Raw genomic sequence first — 20,550 nt, 5'->3', positions numbered from 1 at the left:
TGATACCTATGAAGACGGAAAGGGAGAGGAAGGAGGAGAACGCCATAGTCCTTGACGTTCTCCCCATGGGGTACGTGGGCGAGCAGCGGCCTGCTTTTAAGCGTGAGCCGATTGTCCAGGGCGTCGGTGTGGACCAGTTCAAGTTGCTTGAGCTCGTCCCTAAGCCGGGTGCGGATATCCAGATCCACGAGCGCGTCTATATCGGTGACGGGGAGCGAGAGAAGATCGAGCGCGTCAAGCGGCGGATCAGTTATGAAGACCTGACGGCGACGGCGAAGCTGGAACTGCCGTTTGCGATCGAGCAGATCGTTCGCGAGAACGAGCCGAAGTTCGTCGAGTTCTTCAACAAGTCTGTCCCGATCACGCCGAAGTTCCACATGCTGCACCTGCTCCCCGGGATCGGAAAGAAGTTGATGTGGGAAGTGATCCAGCAGCGGGAGCGGAAGCCTTTTGAGAGTTTCGCCGATATCTCTGCCCGAATCAAGTCAATCCCGCACCCGGAACGGATGATCGTCAGCCGGATCCTGCATGAGATTGAGGATCCGGAAGAGAAATATCATATCTTTACATCAAAATGAGCGCTCCGCGGGACCAACATTTCCTCGTCGACCAAAGAGCCGTCGAGAAGATTGCCGGTTTTGTCGACGTTGCAGGCCGGAGGGTGCTCGAGATAGGACCCGGTGAAGGGGTCCTCACCCGCGCCCTCCTTGATAGGGGCGCAAACGTGATCGCGGTGGAGATCGATCCGGCCCTTGTAGAGGACCTCGAGGCCACGTTTGCCGACGAGATCGAGGAGGGGCGTCTTGAGATCATCGAGGGCGACGCACAGAAGGTCGACCTCCCGCCGTTTGATATCGTCGTCGCAAACCTCCCTTATTCTGTCTCCTCTAAGATTACATTCCGGCTGCTTGAGATCGGGTTTGAGGTCGCGGTCCTGATGTACCAGAAGGAGTTCGCCCAGCGGATGATCGCGCCCCCGGGGACGTCGAACGTCGGCCGGCTCTCGGTGATGGTGCAGACGTATGCATCTGTAAAACCCCTGCTTGAACTCTCACCGAACGCCTTCCACCCAAAACCGCAGGTCTGGTCCTGGGTGGTCCGGCTTCTCCCTCACGAGCCACCCCACCCGATCGCGGATCGGAAGGTCTATGCCGACGCCGTCCGGGTGCTCTTTTCCTACCGGCGAAAGACCGTTCGGAAGGGGCTTCGGAGCGGCAAAGATACGTTCCCGCCCGAGGTTATCGAGCGGGCGATCGCGGATCTTCCTGACGACCTTCTGCAGCGGCGGCCGGAGGACCTGACGCTTGAGGAGTTCGCGTTGATTGCGAACAGGCTTGCCGGGTGCAGAGGATGAGCGACCGGAAGGTCCCCGACCAGGTCTATTCTCCCGCCGAAGACTCCGCTCTTCTTCTCCGGGCGGCGCTCCGCGAGATCCACCCGACCGACCGGGTGCTCGAAGTCGGGACCGGGAGCGGATACGTCGCGGCTGGCCTCCTGAACCGGGCGGCCAGGGTTCTTGCGACCGATATCAACCCCCACGCGGTGGCATGCGCCCGCGCCCGGGGGGTCGCGGTGGTCCGGACGGACCTTTTTGCGGGCCTCTCGGGTCCGTTCGACCTCATCCTCTTCAACCCCCCTTACCTGCCGACCGCCCCTGAGGAGCGGATCGACGACTGGCTGGAGTATGCTCTCGACGGCGGGCCGACGGGAAGGGTGGTGATCGAGCGGTTCATCGGGGACGTCGGCAGGGTCCTTGCTCCGTTCGGGCGGGTCCTGCTCCTCGTCTCTTCGCTGACCGGGCTCGATGAAGTCCGGGATCTCTTCGCCCGGGGGGGTTTTGTCTCGTTCATCGTCGACGAAGAGGCGCTCGAGGGGGAGCGGCTCTACGTCCTCCGGGCGATGCGGGACCTCTGTCGGATGGGTGCGTGAGCGAGGCCCGGGTTCTGTCACCGTCCCTCCTCTCTTGGTGGGTTCGTGCTAAAAATCCTATCCGTTTTGTTCGATATAGATGTCTGATTTAGTGCCGGATAGGTCTTAATTTTTGATTTAGCAGGTAATTTTGGTAATGTGTTTCGGCTAATATTTATCATCTAACCATACATATAATAATAAGTTTTGCAATGCAGTATTCCAATAACACTCTCACCGAAGGATCGGTCGGGAAAGGCCTCTGGATAGTGGCGCTCCCGATCATCATCAGCAACTTTCTTTCGAGCATCCTTGAGGTGGTGGATATGTATTTCATCGGCAAGCTCGGCGACGTCGCGATCGCCGGCGGAGCGATGAGCATATCCATCGTACTGGTGCTTACAACAGTGATCTTTGGGACAGTGACAGCAACGGCTGCATTCGTCTCGCGAGCCTACGGGTCCGAGCGGTTTGAGCGCATCCCGGTGATCCTTGCACATTCGCTGTATCTGGCACTCGCCTTCTCGGCGGTTCTGATGGTCATCGGCATCTTCTGGCCGCAGGATCTCCTCCTGCTTCTTGGGGCGGAGAGCGAGGTTGCAGAGACAGGAGCACGCTTCCTCTCCCCTGTCCTGATAGGGATGTTTGTCTTCGTCACATTGATGATCTTGACGACCGTCTTTCAGAGTACGGGTGACTCGAGAACGCCGATGTTCGTCATGATCGCCGTAAATCTCGTGAACATCGTTCTCAACCCGACACTGATCATGGGTCTAGGCGGTCTCCCGGCGTTCGGGATCGCCGGGTCTGCGTATGCGTCTCTCGCATCGCGTACGATCGGTGTACTGCTCCTGATTGGGGCGATGTATCTCCCATCCCGGAAGGACGGTGTGATCAAGTTCCCGAAGACGTGGACGTTTGAGCCACAGTTAATCAAGGATATCGCGAAGGTCATGATCCCCTCGGCTGTACAGAGCGGGGTCAGAAGTTTTGCGTTCCTGGGGATGACGGCGATCGTAGCACTCTACGGCACGGCGGCGGTGGCAGCATACGGTATCTGCCAGCGTCTGGATATGCTGGGTCTGATCTTCGTGATGGGGCTCTGCACGGGAGTCGCGGTGATGGTCGGGCAGAATCTGGGAGCGGGAAAAGTAGAAAGAGCGGAGAAAGCCGTGAGAATCGCGCTGGTTGTGAACGCCGCGTTTATGGCGCTGGTGGGTATCCTGTATCTGTCGCGTGCAGAGTCACTCCTTGCGATATTCGGGGCGACGGGCGAGTCGCTTGCAGACGGTATCCTGTTCATGCACATAGTCCCGTTGTCGTACTTCTTGATCGCTATGGCGATGACGATGGGATTTGCGATGAACGGTGCGGGGATGACGAGACCCGGCATGTATGCGGCGGTTGCCGGGCAGTTGATCGTGCAGGTGGGCCTTGCTTCGATCTTTGTGACGATGGGCATGCCGCTGCAGTTCATCTGGTTTGCAGTGGTCTGCGGCACTGTGGTGGTGTTCCTGTGCGACCTGTTCTTCTACAGACAGGGGGCCTGGAAGACAAAGAAGCTGAACCTCGGCGGGGAGAATTGCTCCTGAAAACCTCTGATAATCTTTTTTGGACAGGGCCCGCAAGGGTCTCCAGTCCCGCGCATCGTCAGGATGTCGCAGACACCCTTCAAGAACACCAAATCCTTGATTTTTCTTCGCGAACGTTGCGGTTCAAAACCTGACGACTTCTTGCGAAGCGGGGAATCGTTCAGTGGAGGGGTTTCGCATGCCCCCATGGTCCGTCTTGAGGTCGAGGCGGTCAGAAAAAGAGGATTGGTGGGAATCCCGGCCTACTGCCGTCTCGTTCCCGGGTGGGCAAACGAGCGGTTGTGGACGGCCGCCCGGTAGGGCACCCCGTAGAAGCGACGGTAGAACCTGTCTGCTTCCTCCTCAATCCTGAAGGCGAAGAGGTCGGGGTGGAGGGCGTTTGCGATCGTCATCAGGCCGAGGATCCATCGGGGACTCCCGAAGTCCCATGACGGGTGCATTGAGTAGACCCGCTGGTTCTGGACCGCCGGCACGTCGAGGCCGTGCTCTGCGCAGTAGCGGAGAGTATCTTCCACCGAGGAGGTGAGGAACCCCGACGTGAAGAGATACTCGGGTTCGAGCGCGACGAACTCCTCCCGTGAGATGGTGACGCCCGGTTTACCCTCCCGGCCGATCGCCCGGTTGACGTAGATCCCGCCGGCGGCCTCCACGAGTTTTCCTTCGAGCCTGCCGGGGTTGAGGGCGAAGAGCGGGTGGCCCATGGCGTAGAATACCCGGGGGCGCGGCGCGTCCGCAACCCGTCCCCTGATGTAGTCCAGCCGTTTCCGGATGTAGCCGGTGAGTTCCCGCCCCTCCTCCTCGCGGCCGGTCCGGTGAGCAAGGTCCATGATGAGGTCCAGGTATGCATCGATGTTGTTCATCCGGTCATGCAGTTCCCGACCAAGCATCCCGCTCTGGAGCACCCCGCCCCAGATCCTGGCAAGGTCCGCCCGGTCATCGACGCCGAGGCAGGTGAGGATTGCCCAGACCATCTCAAGCCCCCTGGTCGCCCGGTATCCTCCCATCATCCCGGGCTCGTAATAGACCTCGGGACTGACAGAACCCCGGACCGGGATGGTTTGGCCGCAGTCGCAGACGATCTGCGCCTTCCCTGCGAGATGCGAACCCATCGGGCCGAAGAACTCGCGCTCGATGCAGGGCTTTTTGCATGCCGGGCAGAATGTCGTCAGGTTCGCAGTCCCCGGCGAGTTGAAGAGGTAGACCCAGGGGAGGATATCGCGGAGCCGGTCACAGAGCTCCTCGCCTGCGTAGATCGTCGGCTCCTCATCGAGCCCCGCATCGCCGAAGGGGACAAACCGCATCACCTGGAGAGGGATATCCGGGGAGATTGCTGCAATCTTTCGCGCCACATCAAGCACCTCATCCTCTCCGTCCCGGCGGTAGACGACCGAGGCCTCGACATGCACCCCTCCTTCGTGAAGCAGCCGGATCGTACGAAAGACCGGTGCGGCACTCCTTGCACCGCAGGCACGGTAACTTTCGTCGGTTGTTCCTTTAAGCCCGATACTGACAAAATCTGCCCGCTCGCAGAGTCGCAGAGCGGATGCTTCTGTCATGTAGCCGTTCGTGGAGCAGCCGACGGAGAGCCCCTTCTCCCTTGCCCTCTCTGCGAGCCTGCAGAACGTCGGGAACGAGACGATCGGGTCGTTCAGCGCGAAGGCGATCCCGGTGCAGGCCTGATCATTCGCGAGGCGGAGCAGGTCGTCGGTCGTGAGGGCCGTCCCGGATGCTGCAAGCGGTTCGGCATGCTCAACCAGCATCTCCGAGACACACCCCCCGCATGAGAGGTTGCATCCGACCGTGCAGACCTGGAGGACCTTCGCGCCGGGAAAGAAGTGGAGCACCGGCAGCGTCTCGATCGCAACAGGGAACGCAGCAAGGAAGGCGTCTGGATACCGTTCAACGATCCCGGTGCCGTTGTTCTCGTACATCCGGCACCTGCCGACTCCCCCCTCGGGGATATCGCATCCGACCTCACAGATCTCGCACTTCATCCGTCGTCACTTCTCCATGATTATCCAGAACCCGGCCTCGTCCTCAAAGACCTTGTATGCCGGTATCTTCGCCTGCTCCAACTCCCGGCGGATGAGATCCCTGTTTCCTCTCGAGAGTCGTTCTGCAGCCTTTACCTCCCACTCGGGGTCTATCTCGCGCATCTTCTCCGTAATTTCTGCCTTCAGGGCGGGAGTGCCGAATCCTCCGCCGACAAACGTCCTCCCGCCGGGCCGCAGCACCCGCGCGATCTCGGAGAACGCCCGCACCCGGTCGTCCCAGAAGAAGAGCGAGCCGCGGCTCACGATGAGATCGATGGAGCCGTCGGCGTAGGGGAGGTTGTGGACATCGCCGCAGACCGGGCGTACGCGCCCGATGAGCCCGGCATCCTGGAGATTCCTCCGTGCGATCGAGAGCATGTCGGTCGATGCGTCAAGAGCGTCGATGGCGAGATCGCTTACTGCCGCGAGCGCCATCGCGAGGTGTCCCGGCCCGCATCCGATATCGACGCACCTGCCTTCGCGGATCCTGCAGGTATCCAGGATCTGCCGGGCGATTGTCGGATATATCGGCGCAAAAGGTCCTTTCGCGATGGCGTCCATCCTTCTGGCACCTTGGCCGGTGAACTGGTCGTCTGATTTCTCGGTCATGGTTTCACCCACCCTGCCACAGGTACGCAGATCTGCCGGTTGATCGGATCGCCGAGGTTTACAATCCTGACATCGGTGCCGTAGGCACGACGCATCGTATCCTCGTTGATAACCTCATTCGGACCTCCCATAGCAAGAATTCTTTGATTTTTCAGGATTGCAACCTGGCTTGACGTCAGAAGTGCGTGATCGGGGAAATGGGTCGCGACAACAATGGTCATTCCGTCCTCTGCGAGTCCCCTGATGACGTTGAGCACCCGTACCTGGTTACCGAGGTCCAGGTGGGACGTCGGTTCGTCGAGGAGAAGGATCCCCGGACGCTGTGCGATCGCCCGCGCGATCAGGACAAGCTGCCACTCGCCGCCGCTGATCTCGGTGCACGGTCTTTCGGCGAGGTGAGATATGCCGATCCGGTCGAGGGCGTCAGCAGCAATCTCTTCATCCTCAGATGAGGGAGTTGAAAAGGGGCCGAGATGGGCTGCTCTCCCCATGAGGACGATGTCCCTGACAAGGAACGGGAACGGCGAGACCTGTGTCTGGGGGACGAACCCGATCCGCCGGGCAATCTCGTGCGGCTGCATTCCTGCGATGTCATGCCCATCGAGGAGAACGCGGCCGTGCGAGGGGGAGATGAGCCCTGCCATGCACTTGAGAAGCGTGGATTTTCCGGTCCCGTTCGGGCCGAGAAGCGAGTATACGCACCCCTCATCCACGGTGAGCGTGATGCCCGTAAAGACGGGGGCTCCGCCCGGGTAGTTGAACGTTATATCCTCTACGCTGATACGGCTTCCCATGCTCACCACCCCGGGTTGTTGCGCCGGAGCAGCACTGCAAATATCGGCGCCCCGATGACCGCCGTCAGGATGCCGATCGGGATCTCGGCAGGGGCGGCCGTCCTTGCGATGGTGTCGACGGCAATCAGGAACGCTCCCCCGAGGAGCACCGAGACCGGCAGAAGGTAGCGGTTGTCGGGTCCGACAAGCATCCGTCCCATATGCGGGATAACAAGCCCGATCCACCCGATGATCCCGCTCAAACAGACCGCTGCTGCTGTGATCACGGTCGAGAGGAAGATGATGATAGCCTTCAAGTGCTCGGTGTTCACCCCGAGCGCCCGTGCCTCCTCGTCGCCCATCGTGAGGACATTGATTCGCCACCGGACGGCAAGCAGTCCTGCTATCGAGACGATGATGATCGGGCCGAGGATCATCAGGTCCGACGCCGAGACGTGGTTGAGCGACCCGAGCAGCCAGAAGACGATCGCCGGCATCTTGTTCATCGGGTCGGCCACGTACTTCGCCATGGAGGTGAGGGCCGAAAAGAGCGATCCGATCACGATACCTGCGAGAACGAGCATCAGGATCGGGGTCGAGCTCCTGACCCTGCTGAGCGCATAGGCCATCCCCACGGCAAGCAAGCCGAAGACGAACGAGAGAATCTGGACGAGAACGAGACTGTCCAGGAGGAGGATGCCAATCGCCGCTCCAAAGCCCGCGCCGGAGGCCACGCCGAGGATCTCAGAGGAGACCAGAGGGTTCCGGAACATCCCCTGGAATGAGGCCCCGCTGATGGCAAGACCCGCTCCGACGAGGAGGCCGGCGATGATCCGGGGGATACGGACGTCCACGATGGCTGAAGTCGCCGTCGCTGCCCAGGTCATCTCGATCGGGTAGACCGAACTTATGATTGTCGCGATCACCGTCTCCGGTGGGATCATATACCGGCCGGCCATCAGGGCGATGAAGATAACAACCCCGAGCACGCCGAGGAGGAGCACCAGGATGGTGCCGGGGTGCCGCTCCCCCCAGCTCCTGCTGGTGGCCTGGTTTGCCACCGCCGTCCCGGTCACCGTGGTTCCCCCATCGGTCTGTACACCGGTCTTCGTTGGTCTCTGTCTCATCCGAGCTGCTTCACCTGGCCGAACGTCACGCTCCCATAGGTGCCGTCGATGACCTTCTGCGCCTGCTCATCCGTGAGGGTGAACCCGAAGATCTCGGCGTAGAAGTCCTTCACCCGGTCGGTGAGCGGCACGTCCTCGAAGCGGTCGGGGTAGGCCTTGTACGCGAGCCAGACCGGGTAGAGGACGGCGGACTCGGCGGACGGACGGCTCCAGAGGAAGAGTCCGGTCGGTTGCTTGTAGACCCGGCCTTCTTTGACGGCACTAAGTTCCTTCCAGCGGCTGTCGTTCTTGAGTTCAGCGGGACTGCCGGTATCGATGATGATGATATCAGGGTCGGCGGCAAGGACCTGCTCCATCGAGATCTCGTTGATACCGGTGTGGATACCCTCCTGCTGTCCGTGCGTCGTCTCGATGGTGGCTACGGCGTTTCTGCACCCTGCAGCCGCGGTCCACTCAGTGAAGAACGTGTCTCCTCCAAGTGTCTGAAGGTGGCTTACTCCCTCGCCGAGGAAGACGGTGACCCGCTCGTCCTCGGGGATGTTGGCGGTGCGCTCACGGAGGAACTCGAGTGTCTCGTTAAGGTAATCGATGTAAGCCTGCGCTCTATCGGGCTTTCCGAAGACCTCGCCCATGAAGGCGATCTCCCGCCGCATCTCATCGAACCCGTCGCTCATTGTCCCGGAGAGGTAGATGACCGGAATATTGGTGTGAGATTCCACGATCTCCCCGTCGACGTCGAAGGCAATGACGCAGTCGGGGTTCGTAACCAGGAGTTCCTCGATGTTCACGTTGCCGTTCGTCGTCCGCGGTGCCGGTTTATCGATGATGCCCGGGTCCATCTCCTGCATCATCTCCATCAGCTGCGGTCCCTTCGTGACTGCAATGACACTGTCATTCGCTCCAAGGAGGTAGGGCACCTGGCTGATGGGCCCGCCGAAGACGGCGAACGTCGCTCCTTCTGCGGGGATTGTGATCTGGTTTCCCACCATATCGGTGATCGTTCGGGTCGCAGCCGGATCCTCCGGCATCGTTGTTGTCGTGCAACCGCAGCAGAGCATTCCTGCCGCAATGATGAGTGCAAAGAAGACATAACTGACTTTTGTCATCCTTAAACCTCTGTAGTTACTCTACAGCGGAGTATGCCTGTTTTAATGCAAAATCCGCTGAATAGGGGAGAAATTTCGATCTGGATGAAGAAAACAGTTGCCTTTTTCTGTCGGGTAAATTAGTTCTAATTAACCAGAGGTGATCGCGGCCGCCGGACCGGGAAATGGCACCTCTACTGACGTATCCCTGGAAAGGTATATATCTAAACGAATAATACCAGGGCACCGTATGCGTATACGGGAGAAGACTCTGACGATTCTGCTTCTTCTATCGCTCGTTGCAAATGTCTTCTTCCTGGCTGTGGTCTTCATGCCGGGAGTTCCCTCCCCCGCTCTCTCTAAGCAGGAAGAGATCGCTCCCTTCCCGACCACACCCGTATCCTCTCACGCTCTGGAGAGAGAGGCAGGGTTCGGCATGGCCTCCATGCAGGCACCGGTCATCATCCAGAAGGTTGAGGTCGAGCGCGGCTGGGGTCCGCTCATCTACGAGGAGGTGACCGAAGAGGGCGCGATGGTGACCGTCTCGGTCGAGGTCGTGCCCGGGAGGGGGAGGGTGCTTGTTCAGACGACGCCTCTGACGGGGACGGTCTTTCAGGAGACCGCGAATCGGGCCGTTGCCCTCGCCGCCAACCACTCACGTGTGGACCTCGCAGAGAGCGATATTATCTTTAGCATCCAGGGGCCCGTGGAGGTTTCCGAGATCGACGGCCCGAGTGCAGGGGCGTTGATGACCACGCTTCTCCTCTCGGTGCTTGAGGAGTTTAGGATCAACGAGAGCGTGACCATGACCGGAACGATCGGCGAGGACGGGAGCATCGGACCGGTCAGCGGGGTCCTCGAGAAGGCCAGGGCCGCTGCGGCAAGCGGCAAGACCCTCCTGATCCTCCCGGAAGGAAACGATCTGTTGATCGAGTGCCAGGAAGAATCCCGGTCACTCGGCGGGCTGAGGATCGCGGGGCAACGGCCGGTTGTCGTGGATGCGAAGGAGTATATTGAAGAGAATCTTGGCATCCACGTTAGATATGCGAACTCCATCGACGACCTGGTCGCCGATGTCCGCGATCCTCCCGCCGCCCCGGCGACTACGCCGATCTGAATCGTCAAAGGGCAACGTGCGGCCGCTCTCCCCCGGCGGCACTGCCGCCGGGAGAATACTTGGTGCTTGCGGTCCCGCACGGGGATCACAGAGCAGTTCCCCGCCGTGTTCCGTGAGGGTGTCCTGCGTAACTGATGGGTTTTTATGATTTCCCGGGCCATGTACGGGGTAAACATGAAGCCACAGAGTTTACTGATCGTCGGGGTTCTTGCGGTCGCCGCAATCGCCATCCTTGTGCTGCTGCTGCCGGGTACCTCGGCGCCTGCGGCGCCCGAACCCGTCCCCGTCCCGGGCAAACCTACTCCGGTTCCGGTCCCCGAGAACGGCACCTACGTCAACACAACCTACGGTTATGCCCTCACCTGCCCGGAGGGATGGTTCTACACCGAGTCGGGAGAGAGCGTCTGGTTCTCCTCCCCGGTGAAGCACGAGGAGGTCAGGGTGAACGCGATCCCGCTCGCGAATACGAACGCCACCGATGAAGAGATCCTTGAGACCCTGAACAAGACCTACGCGAAGGACCTTCGTGCCGATATCGGGGCCGAATGGGTATCCACGGAGCGTATATCGCTTGACGGTGTCCCGGCGTACAGGTCAACCTACTCCGTCCCGATCGTCGAGGACGACCGGTATACCTTCATCATCCGCTACGCCATCAAGGACGACATACTGTTTTCGGTCATGCACACGGTCTTCCCACCGGAGTATGATATCTATAATGTCGATGCGGCTCCGACGGCTGAGTCATTCCGTTTCATCTAACCCACTTTTTTCCCGGTTGCACTATGGCCCTATCCGATCCGGATCAATAGATCGGAAAAAAAGGGGGAGAGGTGATATGATGTTGGATGGCATTCAACAGGTAGGGCGTTTTAAGTGGTCTCCCGTCGTCTGAACACTCCGGTGAGACCACGGAAAGAGTGTGTCCCAAGAATGGGTTCTCCGGGTCATCGTTCTCGGGTGAATTCTGTGATGTGGTGTCACACGGCTCGTTCCCCTCTTCAGATACGGGCGAGTCCTGGTTGTGACATAGGCATACTTATCCTCGAAGGTTAAATCCATTCTGATACGGCATTTGGAGGAGATTCTCTCAATATCCAATGCATTTCTAAAAAAAGGGTGTTATTTGGGCCTGATTTGACCCTGATCACATTATCCCCGCCGGAAGAGTCCGTCGAGTTTGCGCTTGTCGAACGCCACGACCGTCGGCCTTCCGTGCGGGCAGGTCCAGGGGGTTTTGGTCCGGGCAAGTTGCATAAGGAGGCACTTCTGCTGCTCGGCGGTGAGGAGGGCGCCGGCCTTCACAGCACCGCGGCATGCGATGATGCAGGTGACCGCCTCACGCCGGTCGGGAGCGGCCCGGGCCTCCCCGGCGAGGAACTCGGCTATCATCTCCCTGATGCTTGCGGGGTCCTCGACGGCCCCGAGGGCGGCCGGCACCGCCCGGACGGCGAAGGTATCCCGGCCGAACTCCTCCACCACAAATCCCTCGCCCGCGAGGAGAGGCACCGCGTCCCGGAGCGCGGCCGACTCTTTCGGTGGAAGGGAGAGGACGACGGGCATGATCAACTCCTGCGACCCGGCCGCCTTGTCGCGCTGTTCCACGACCTGGTCGTAGAGGATCCGCTCATGGGCCGCATGCTGGTCGACGAGGTAGAGGGTGCCGTCGGTCCCCTCCGCCACGATGTAGGTCGCGGCTACCTGTCCTATCGGCTCCATCGGGGGGAGGAGGTTCTCCTGTCCACCTGCCTCTGTCTCCGTCCGGCGGAGCTGACGATCCGAGAGGGCGAGTTCCCGGTGCCGGACCGTGTAAGCCGCTTCGGGCTCGCCTGCCGCTGGAGCGGGAGCCGGGACAGGTTCTTGCGGCAGGAGCGGCTGCTGCACCGGTTCGGCCGGAGCATCGCCAAGAAGGTCGTGCCCGGCGAGGACCTCTCCTACCGCGGTTGCAATTGCTCCCGTGATCTCCCGCTCCCGGGATAGGCGGACCTCCCTCTTTGTCGGGTGGACGTTGACGTCCACAAGATCGGTCTCGATCGTGAGATCGAGGAATGCCACAGGATAACGGTCCTTTGGGAGGAGGGTGCCGTAGCCCTCCCGGACGGCGGCGGCGATCTGGCGGGAGGAGATGCTCCGGCCGTTGATGCTGATATAGATCTCAGATTGGTTTCCCCGGTTCTCCGACGGGCGGGAGACATAGCCGCGGATGGTAAGGATCGGGAGCCTTCCCTCGACCGGGACGAGCGCCCGGGCAAGGTCTGCACCGTAAAGTCCGGTGATGGTGGCAAGAAGGTCCCTGGACCGCTGGGTCGAGAGCCGCTCCTTTCCGTTCTGCACCACCCGGAAGGCAACCTCACCGTGGGCGAGGGCCAGGTTCTCCACAGCGGCGTAGATGTGGGCAAGTTCAGTGTTCCTGCTCTTTAGGAACTTCCGGCGGGCGGGGGTGTTGTAGAAGAGGTGCTCCACGATGATCGTCGTCCCCTCCGGGGCGCCCACCTCGCTCTTCTCGACGATCTCACCGCCCCTGATCACCAGCCGTGTCCCGGCGAGCGCGCCGCTCCCACGGGGACGGGTGACCAGGGTCACCTCCGCGACGGCGGCGATGCTCGCGAGCGCCTCCCCCCGGAACCCCAGCGTCCGGAGGGTCGAAAGATCGGCGATATCTCGGATCTTGCTCGTGGCGTGGGGCGCAAACGCAAGGACGGCCTCCTCCGGCGTCATCCCCTCGCCGTCGTCGGTCACCCGGATCTTCGTGACAGCAGCCATGTCCGACGTAATCTCGATGAGGATGCTCGTCGAACCGGCATCGATCGCGTTCTCGATGAGTTCTTTCACCACCGATGCCGGCCGCTCCACGACCTCGCCGGCGGCGATCTGGTTCACGGTGTCGGGGTCGAGGACCCGGATCTTCGTCATCGCTTCTCCTCCCCGTCCCCGTTTACGAGCCGCTGGAGGCGGCAGAGGGTGTTTAAGGCATCAATCGGAGTCATCTCGTTGGGATTCAGGCATTTGAGCTCCTTGATTGCCGGGTTCTCCTCGGCAACCCCCTCGCCGGGGTCGATGAGGAGCATCTGCGTGTAGCGCGGGGCTCGCGGTCCGGCCGGGATCTCCCGGGCCGCTGCCTCCTTTAAGATCTCCATCGCCCTGTCAGTCACCTTCTTCGGGACCCCGGCAAGACGGGCCACATGGATGCCGTAACTCCTGTCGGTCGCGCCGGGAATGATCTTGCGCAGAAAGACGACATCATCCCCGGTATCCCTCACGGCGAAGTGGAAGTTCTTCACCCTCTTATGCGTCCCCTCGAGATCAATCAGGTCGTGGAAGTGGGTTGCAAAGAGGGTCCGCGGTCCGGCAACCGCCCTCCCGTGCAGGAACTCCACTACCGCCCGGGCGATTGCGCACCCGTCCAGCGTGCTCGTTCCGCGTCCGATCTCATCGAGGATGATGAGGCTCTGTGGGGTTACGTTATTCAAGATATTTGCAAGCTCGAGCATCTCGACCATGAACGTGGACTGCCCCGAGGCAAGATCGTCGAACGCTCCCACCCGGGTGAAGACCCGGTCGACGATCCCGATGGTGGCATGCCGGGCCGGGACGAAGCTTCCCATCTGGGCCATGATGCAGCAGAGCGCGACCGCCCGCATGTAGGTGGACTTGCCCGCCATGTTCGCCCCGGTGATGATCATGATCTGGTTGTCGGTGGAATCGAGTTCCGTATCGTTCGGGACGAACGGGACCGGGAGGTTCCGCTCCACCACCGGGTGGCGGCCGTCCCGGATAACGATCCGGCCGCTCTCCTCGATCACGGGGCGGGTATAGCCGTAGCGGGCGGCAACTTCTGCGAGGGCCGAATAGACATCGAGCAATCCTACCGCCCGGGCGGTCGCCTGGAGACCGGGGACCTCCGCCGCAAGCGTCCTGATGAGTTCTGCGTAGATCTCCGCTTCGAGAGCGCTGAGCCGATCCTCAGCAGTCGCGATCATCGCCTCTTTCTCCCGGAGGTCGGGTATCGTGTAGCGCTCGCCGTTCGCGGTCGTCTGCCGGCGCTCGTACTCCGGCGGCACCAGGTGCAGGTTCGGTTTTGTCACCTCAATATAGTAGCCGAAGACCCGGTTGTAGCCGACCTTGAGGGACTTGATTCCTGTCCTCTCCCTCTCCTGCTGCTGGAACTCCACGATCCAGTCCTTTCCGGTCGTCGCGAGGTGCCGGAGCTCGTCAAGCTTCGCATTGAACCCCTCCCTGATCATCCCGCCGGACTTTGCGAGCGCCGGCGGATCATCCACGATCGCCCGGCCGATGAGGTCGATGATCCCGGAGTGGTCGTTCATCGCGTCGAGGGCCTCGCGGATGAGCGCGGGAGGGTCGCCGGAAAAGAGCGCCTTTACATCCGGGATCGATTCCAGCGATTCCCGGAGTGTCGCGAGATCTCGCGGGCCGGCGTTTCCGTAGGCAATCCTTCCCGCGATCCGCTCGATATCGGCGAAGTTGCTGAGGCTTTCGCGAAGCGCCTGCCGTTCGAGAGTGTTGTTGAAGAACCACTCCACGGCATCGAGCCGCTCCTCGATCGCCTCTTTCCGAATCAAGGGGCTGATCAGGAACGACCGCATCGTCCGGCTCCCCATCGATGTCTCCGTGACGTCAAGCGCGGCAAGAAGGGTGCTCCCGTCGCCTTCGCCGCGGATGCCAGTCGTTATCTCGAGGTTCCGGAGGGTGATTGCGTCGAGCACCATGTTCCCCGATGGTATCCGGGTCGAAAGCCCCGTGATGTGGGGGAGGGGCGACTGCTGGGTTTCCTGGGCGTAGCGGAGGGCTGCACCGGCCGCGGCGATTGCCCCCGGCATCTGGGCGCATCCGTAGCCGTCGAGCGTCGTTGTCCCGAACTGCTCGCAGAGGTGCTTGTGTGCCGCGTCCACGTTGAAGGCGTCGTCGCGATAGCGGCTCACCGTCACCCCAAGAGTTTCGAGCCGCTCGGGGAGCGGCTCGCTGAAACTCTCCGGGACGATCGCCTCCGTCGGGCGGTATCGTACCACTTCCGAGATGATCTCTGCATAGCCGCGGCTGGCGCTCCCGGAGGAGACGAAGAACTCTCCGGTCGAGACATCCAGGAATGCGAGCCCGAAGGTTCCCTTTCGGTCGGGAGCGATCGCCATGAGGTAGTGTGCCCCGGCCGAGCCGAGCATCGTGGAGTCGATCAGGGTCCCGGGGGTGATCACACGTGTGACCTCTCGCTTCACCACGCCTTTTGCGGTCTTAGGATCTTCCACCTGGTCGCAGATTACCACTTTGTAGCCCTTATTCACCAGGCGGGCGATGTAGCCGTCGGCGGCGTGATGTGGGACGCCTGCGAGAGGCATCCGGTCGCCGTTCTTATCCCTGCCCCGGGCCGTCAGGGTGATATCGAGTTCCCGGGCTACGACGCCGGCATCTTCCCCAAAGGTCTCGTAAAAGTCTCCCATCCGGAAGAAGACGATGCCGTCAGGGTATCGGGCTTTCACTGAGTAATACTGCCGCATTGCCGGGGTTGGTCCGTCGGTCATCGCTTCTCCTTATACAATCCGCATGGGGTCACATAAGGGTACTCCCCCAAGATTCTGCGAAATTTTGCTTGGATTCGGCACCCGGATAGAGCGTGTCCAGATAAGCTAAATACGTCAGAAGCGCGTACCATAACGAGATAAACATGTCGGCGACGATCGCAGAAAAGATATTCTCAGAACGGTGCGGCAGACCCGTCCGCGCGGGAGAGGTGGTGATGGCGCCGGTGGATGCGGCGATGATCCACGACATCACCGGCCCGCTTGCGGTCCGGGTCTTTCGCGAGATGGGTGGAGAGCGCGTCTATGATCCGGAGCGAATCATTATGCTCTTCGACCACCAGGTGCCCGCCGACTCGATACCCGCTGCCGAGAACCACGTCTTCATGCGGCAGTTCGCAAAGGAGCAGGGGATCCACAACTACGATCTCCTCGAGGGCGTCTGCCACCAGGTCGTGATGGAGAAGGGGCGGGCGGCGCCCGGTGAGATCATCGTCGGGACCGACTCTCACACCTGCACCTACGGTGCTGCGGGTGCGTTTGCGACCGGCATCGGCTCGACCGATATGGGATTCGTCTTAAAGTTCGGTGCTCTCTACTTCCGGGTACCCGAGAGCATCCGGGTCGAGGTGGACGGGAAGTTCGGCCGCAGGGTCGGAGCAAAAGACTTCATCCTCTCGCTCGCCGGGGATATCGGTGCTGATGGCGCAACCTACATGGCGCTTGAGTTTGCCGGCAGCGCGATGCGCGAGATGGATATGGCAGGCCGGATGACCTGTGCGAACATGGCGATCGAGATGGGCGCAAAGGCCGGGATCGTCCAGCCCGACGCAATTACCTGGGAGTATGTCACCGCCCGACGCGCAATCGAGCCCTTCGACCTTGCAGGCGACGACGACGCGGTCTACCGGGATCGCAGGCACTACGACGTCACCGATCTCGCCCCGCAGGTCGCCGTCCCCCACAATGTCGACAACGTCGTGGACGTAACGAAGGTCGCCGGGACGAGAGTAGACCAGGTCTTCATCGGCTCCTGCACGAACGGCCGCTACGAAGACCTTGCCGAGGCGGCCGAGGTGCTCGGGACCTCCGACAGATTCGCGGACGGTGTACGGGTGATCGTCATCCCGGCCTCGCGGACCGAGTACCTCAAAGCCCTCCGGGCCGGGATCATAGAGCGCTTCGTCGAGGCGGGCGCCCTCGTGGAAGCGCCCTGCTGCGGCCCCTGCATGGGCGGGGCGTTCGGGCTGCTCGCCCCCGGCGAGGTCTCGCTCTCGACGTCGAACCGGAACTTCCGGGGCAGACAGGGGAGCACGCAGGCCCAGGTCTACCTCTCCTCGCCGGCGACGGCGGCGGCGAGCGCTCTCTACGGCGAGATCACCGACCCGAGGGAGGTGTGAATCATGCGAGTCTGGAAGTTCGGCGACGATATCGATACGGATGCGATCATCCCCGGGCGGTTCCTCACCATCTACGACCCGGCTGAACTTGCGAAGCACGCGTTCGAAGGAACAAGAGACGAGTTTGCAAAGACCGCAAAGGAGGGCGACATTATCGTCGCCGGAACCAACTTCGGGTGCGGCTCCTCCCGCGAACATGCACCGCTCGCCCTCCTCGGCGCCGGGATCCGGATCGTGGTCGCGAAGTCCTTTGCGCGGATCTTCTACCGGAACGCCGTGAACACCGGGCTCCTGCCCCTGGTCTGTCCGGAGGCCGATGGGATCCGGGACGGTGACACCGTAACCGTGGATATCGCCGCGGGTTACATCGAGGTGGGCGGAAAGAGGCTTTCGATCGAGCCGGTGCCCGACTTCCTCAAGGAGATCGTCGATGCCGGTGGGCTCGTTGCATATGCGAAAAACCTGGAGAAGGTGGAGACATGCAGCACAAAGTAGCATTGATCGGTGGGGACGGGATCGGCCCCGAGATCGTGGCGGCGGGAAGAGAGGTTCTTGATGCCGCGGGAGAGCGGTATGGATTCGATATTAACTGGACCGAGTTCGATATCGGGGCGGAGCGCTACCTCGCGACGGGAGAACTCCTGACCGAAGAGGATATCCAGGAGCTCTCGAAGTTCCCGGCCATCTACTTCGGGGCGATCGGTGACGACCGGGTAAGGCCCGGGATCCTTGAGAAAGGTATCCTGCTTGCCATCCGGTTCCACTTCGACCAGTTCATCAACCTCCGGCCGATCAAACTCCTTGATGGCGTCACGACGCCGCTTGCGAATAAAAAGCCTGAGGATATCGACTTCGTCGTGGTCCGGGAGAACACCGAGGACTTCTACGTCGGGATCGGCTCCCGCTTCTCCGGCACGCACGAGCAAAAGACCCTCGAGGTCGTCCGGGATATGTATAACATCAAGTTCGGGCTGGACGTCGAGACCGATGCCGACGAGCTCGCCTACCAGATCGGCGTCATCACCCGGCCGGGTGCGGAGAGGGTGATCCGCTACGCCTTCGATCTCGCCAATCGTCGGCGCAAGAAGGTTACGTCGGTCGACAAGGCAAACGTCCTCTCCGACGTCTACGGCCTCTGGCGGGATGTCTTTACCGGAGTCGCCGCCGGCTACCCGGATATCCAGACGGAGTTCAACTTTGTCGACGCCGTCACGATGTGGTTCGTCAAGAACCCGGAGTGGTTCGACGTCGTCGTCACCCCGAATATGTTCGGGGACATCATCACCGATCTCGGAGCCATGATCCAGGGCGGGCTCGGGCTCGCCCCCGGCGGAAACATCAACCCCGACGGCACCTCGATGTTTGAGCCGATTCACGGTTCGGCGCCGAAGTACCGCGGTCAGGACGTTGCAAACCCGCTCGCCACGATATGGGCGGGCTCGATGCTCCTCGACCACCTCGGTGAGCATGATGCGGCGGCGGCCGTCCTTAGAGCGATCGAGAGGAGTATCCGTGACGGATACGTGACCCGGGATATGGGCGGGGCGATGAAGACGAGCGAGGTCGGGAGAAAGATCGCGGAGCTTGTAAAGACGGTGTAGGTCCATCCCTCCCCTCTTTTTTTCGAAAAAGACCGTCCTTTATATCCCCACACCGCCATGATCTTGTAGACCGATGCAAATAGAGCAGCATATGCCGTGCGAAAACCCGCTCTGGCCCTGTGCGATGACCGGGGCGGTCGCATGCCTTTCGGGATTCGATGGCCTCGCCGTCGTCGTTCATGGTTCAAGTGGGTGCTACTTCTACCCCGCGTCGCTCGTCGGCGTCCCCATCCACGGGACGTTTCTGGTCGAGAGCGAGGTCATCTTCGGGACGGAGTCCCGCCTCATGGAGGTCATCCGGGACCTTAACGGCCGGTACTCGCAGGTAGCCGTGGTTAATACCTGCGTGCCCGCGATCATGGGCGAGGATCTCAGCGCCCTTGCCCGTGATGGGCGGGTCCTCTTCATCGACAGCCCCGGGTTCCTCGGCGACCTTGAGGCCGGCTACCGCCGGGCGCTCGATACGATCGCACCGGTAGTGGACCCGGATACTCCCGGCGTCAATATCGACGGCATCTGCCGTACAGACCCCTTCTGCCGGGGAAATGCGCTCGAGGCGCGACGCCTCCTCAATCTCGCCGGCGCCCCGGTCGCCGCCACCTTCTGCCTCGACCGCTACGATGCGGCGCACCGAGCAGCGCCCTTCACCGTCGGGACGAATCCGGATCTGGCAAGCGGCGTCGGGACCTGGTGCGGCTCGCTTCTCGGGCTTGATGCCGTCGGCGAGACCTTCGAGCGGCTTGAATCCCTGGTCGACGGTGTTGACTCCCGACCAATCAAAGAGGAGATCGCTTGGGCCGATGCCCGGATACAGAAGGCCTGCGGAAAGTATCTTCGAAGGTTCGACCCTCCCCGGGTGGTGATCGCCGCCCAGAGCGCGTACGCTGCGTTCGCGAAAGATTTCCTCGATCGCTACCTCGGGGCCGATATCGTCTGCATTGCCGCTCGAAACAACCCCGGTGAAGATAGCAACGGTATCACCTCCACAACCGACTTCTCGACCATCCGGGAGATGATCCTGGATGCCGAACCGGACCTGGTCATCGGATCCTCCTACGAGCGGACGCTCGCTCCCGGTGCCGCCTTCGTCGGGCTGACGCCGCCCCTCCGGGGTATGGTCCTCCTCTCGTCCCGGATGATTGCCGGGGTCGAGGGGGCGCTCTGGTTCATGGATGAGGTGCTCAACGCCTGTGCAAACCGGAACCGGCGCTCAAAGAGCGAGAATGTGGTTCACGCCAAAGATCGGCGCTGATATCTTCGGTTTCGTGAGGCTTCGGGTGAATTTGTCACCCTCCATACAACATCTCTCGAAAAGACAGGCGGAGCACGGGAGGTTTCCCACAACCCCGAAAGAGTCCGGGGTAGTTGCGCCCACCATAAACTTTTTTATCAACCGATGAGCACCGGGGTGCCGTTCTGCCCACTGGGCAGATCGCAACAGGGAGGTTATGGGATGACACACGGTGGTGGAGGCGGCCCCCACGGGCTGCTCCTTGAGCAGATGTTTGAACTCCTCGACGAGAATCAGAAGCGGCAGTTGATGGTCCGGATGATTGAACACCGGATCAAGACGAAGGAGCACTGGGTCGAATCGATGAAGCAGAAGATCGAGACCTACAAGATGGCACGTGATATGCTCCAGGCGGGCATAAAGAAGTGAGTCCGGGCTATGGGACACCCCGGGGATTTGATATCCCCGGGCCGAATCTCTTTTTGAACATAGGATATAGTCGGGTTGAATGATTGCTGGAGACCGTACGCCTCGCGCTGCCAG

18 protein-coding genes are annotated in these 20,550 nt (G+C 61.2%); 11 read left to right on the top strand and 7 right to left on the bottom strand.

Annotated elements, in window-relative coordinates:
• The first annotated feature begins 8 nt into the window (after nucleotides 1-8).
• The 4 genes from ACI94_RS04720 (at nucleotide 9) to ACI94_RS04705 (ending at nucleotide 3,500) form a co-directional block, all read left to right on the top strand.
• Nucleotides 9-578 carry a DUF655 domain-containing protein gene (locus tag ACI94_RS04720; protein ID WP_066956532.1) on the top strand — a complete coding sequence of 190 codons (570 nt, stop codon included), beginning with the start codon at nucleotides 9-11 and terminating at the stop codon, nucleotides 576-578.
• Nucleotides 575-1,354 carry a 16S rRNA (adenine(1518)-N(6)/adenine(1519)-N(6))-dimethyltransferase RsmA gene (rsmA, locus tag ACI94_RS04715; RefSeq protein ID WP_066956535.1) on the top strand — a complete coding sequence of 260 codons (780 nt, stop codon included), beginning with the start codon at nucleotides 575-577 and terminating at the stop codon, nucleotides 1,352-1,354. The genes ACI94_RS04720 and rsmA overlap by 4 nt, the downstream gene beginning before the upstream one ends.
• Entirely contained in the window at nucleotides 1,351-1,929 is a 579-nt protein-coding gene (locus tag ACI94_RS04710) for a HemK2/MTQ2 family protein methyltransferase (protein WP_066956538.1), read from the top strand. The genes rsmA and ACI94_RS04710 overlap by 4 nt, the downstream gene beginning before the upstream one ends.
• Nucleotides 1,930-2,120: 191 nt before the next feature.
• Nucleotides 2,121-3,500: an MATE family efflux transporter gene (locus ACI94_RS04705; protein WP_066956541.1), complete on the top strand. Its 1,380-nt coding sequence runs from the start codon at nucleotides 2,121-2,123 to the stop codon at nucleotides 3,498-3,500.
• Between the two features lie 242 nt (nucleotides 3,501-3,742).
• Here the strand turns inward: ACI94_RS04705 and ACI94_RS04700 are convergent, their stop codons facing one another.
• The 5 genes from ACI94_RS04700 to ACI94_RS04680 are packed head-to-tail and all read right to left on the bottom strand — an operon-like array spanning nucleotide 3,743 to nucleotide 9,148.
• Nucleotides 3,743-5,494 carry a radical SAM protein gene (locus ACI94_RS04700; protein WP_066956544.1) on the bottom strand — a complete coding sequence of 584 codons (1,752 nt, stop codon included), beginning with the start codon at nucleotides 5,492-5,494 and terminating at the stop codon, nucleotides 3,743-3,745.
• Nucleotides 5,495-5,500: 6 nt separating this feature from the next.
• Nucleotides 5,501-6,142 carry a class I SAM-dependent methyltransferase gene (locus ACI94_RS04695; RefSeq protein ID WP_066956547.1) on the bottom strand — a complete coding sequence of 214 codons (642 nt, stop codon included), beginning with the start codon at nucleotides 6,140-6,142 and terminating at the stop codon, nucleotides 5,501-5,503.
• Nucleotides 6,139-6,936 (bottom strand): ABC transporter ATP-binding protein, encoded by a 798-nt coding sequence (locus ACI94_RS04690; RefSeq protein ID WP_066956550.1) that lies wholly within the window; start codon nucleotides 6,934-6,936, stop codon nucleotides 6,139-6,141. The genes ACI94_RS04695 and ACI94_RS04690 overlap by 4 nt, the downstream gene beginning before the upstream one ends.
• Nucleotides 6,937-6,938: 2 nt before the next feature.
• Nucleotides 6,939-8,042 (bottom strand): iron ABC transporter permease, encoded by a 1,104-nt coding sequence (locus tag ACI94_RS04685; protein WP_083524777.1) that lies wholly within the window; start codon nucleotides 8,040-8,042, stop codon nucleotides 6,939-6,941.
• Nucleotides 8,039-9,148 carry an ABC transporter substrate-binding protein gene (locus tag ACI94_RS04680; protein WP_066956553.1) on the bottom strand — a complete coding sequence of 370 codons (1,110 nt, stop codon included), beginning with the start codon at nucleotides 9,146-9,148 and terminating at the stop codon, nucleotides 8,039-8,041. Before ACI94_RS04680 ends, ACI94_RS04685 begins: the two co-directional genes overlap by 4 nt.
• Before the next feature lie 229 nt (nucleotides 9,149-9,377).
• On the opposite strand from ACI94_RS04680, the gene ACI94_RS04675 reads away from it, so the two are divergent.
• Complete coding sequence (locus ACI94_RS04675; protein WP_066956555.1) at nucleotides 9,378-10,244, top strand: S16 family serine protease; 867 nt, start codon at nucleotides 9,378-9,380, stop codon at nucleotides 10,242-10,244.
• Nucleotides 10,245-10,418: 174 nt separating this feature from the next.
• Entirely contained in the window at nucleotides 10,419-11,006 is a 588-nt protein-coding gene (locus tag ACI94_RS04670; RefSeq protein ID WP_150468680.1) for a PsbP-related protein, read from the top strand.
• 390 nt (nucleotides 11,007-11,396) lie between these two features.
• Here the strand turns inward: ACI94_RS04670 and mutL are convergent, their stop codons facing one another.
• Nucleotides 11,397-13,157 carry a DNA mismatch repair endonuclease MutL gene (gene mutL, locus ACI94_RS04665; RefSeq protein ID WP_286681154.1) on the bottom strand — a complete coding sequence of 587 codons (1,761 nt, stop codon included), beginning with the start codon at nucleotides 13,155-13,157 and terminating at the stop codon, nucleotides 11,397-11,399.
• Nucleotides 13,154-15,778, bottom strand: a complete 2,625-nt coding sequence (mutS, locus tag ACI94_RS04660; RefSeq protein WP_066956564.1) for a DNA mismatch repair protein MutS — start codon at nucleotides 15,776-15,778, stop codon at nucleotides 13,154-13,156. Before mutS ends, mutL begins: the two co-directional genes overlap by 4 nt.
• Before the next feature lie 143 nt (nucleotides 15,779-15,921).
• Here mutS and ACI94_RS04655 point away from each other — a divergent pair, with 143 nt between their 5' ends.
• The 5 genes from ACI94_RS04655 (at nucleotide 15,922) to ACI94_RS04635 (ending at nucleotide 20,436) form a co-directional block, all read left to right on the top strand.
• Entirely contained in the window at nucleotides 15,922-17,175 is a 1,254-nt protein-coding gene (locus tag ACI94_RS04655; RefSeq protein ID WP_066956569.1) for a 3-isopropylmalate dehydratase large subunit, read from the top strand.
• A gap of 3 nt (nucleotides 17,176-17,178) precedes the next feature.
• Nucleotides 17,179-17,670, top strand: coding sequence for a 3-isopropylmalate dehydratase small subunit (locus tag ACI94_RS04650; RefSeq protein ID WP_066956573.1), 492 nt, complete (start codon nucleotides 17,179-17,181; stop codon nucleotides 17,668-17,670).
• A complete protein-coding gene (locus tag ACI94_RS04645) occupies nucleotides 17,655-18,776 on the top strand; it encodes an isocitrate/isopropylmalate dehydrogenase family protein (protein ID WP_066956576.1) in 1,122 nt (373 codons plus the stop codon). Before ACI94_RS04650 ends, ACI94_RS04645 begins: the two co-directional genes overlap by 16 nt.
• 91 nt (nucleotides 18,777-18,867) lie before the next feature.
• Nucleotides 18,868-20,028, top strand: coding sequence for a nitrogenase component 1 (locus tag ACI94_RS04640; protein ID WP_224732730.1), 1,161 nt, complete (start codon nucleotides 18,868-18,870; stop codon nucleotides 20,026-20,028).
• A gap of 201 nt (nucleotides 20,029-20,229) precedes the next feature.
• On the top strand, nucleotides 20,230-20,436 hold the full coding sequence (locus ACI94_RS04635; protein WP_066956582.1) for a hypothetical protein: 207 nt from the start codon (nucleotides 20,230-20,232) through the stop codon (nucleotides 20,434-20,436).
• Nucleotides 20,437-20,550: the final 114 nt, after the last annotated feature.

The organism is Methanoculleus sp. DTU007, from assembly GCF_001512385.1.
Taxonomy (GTDB): domain Archaea; phylum Halobacteriota; class Methanomicrobia; order Methanomicrobiales; family Methanoculleaceae; genus Methanoculleus; species Methanoculleus thermophilus.
The sequence above is the reverse complement of the archived record's forward strand: the minus strand, read 5'-3'. Positions and strand labels throughout refer to the sequence as shown.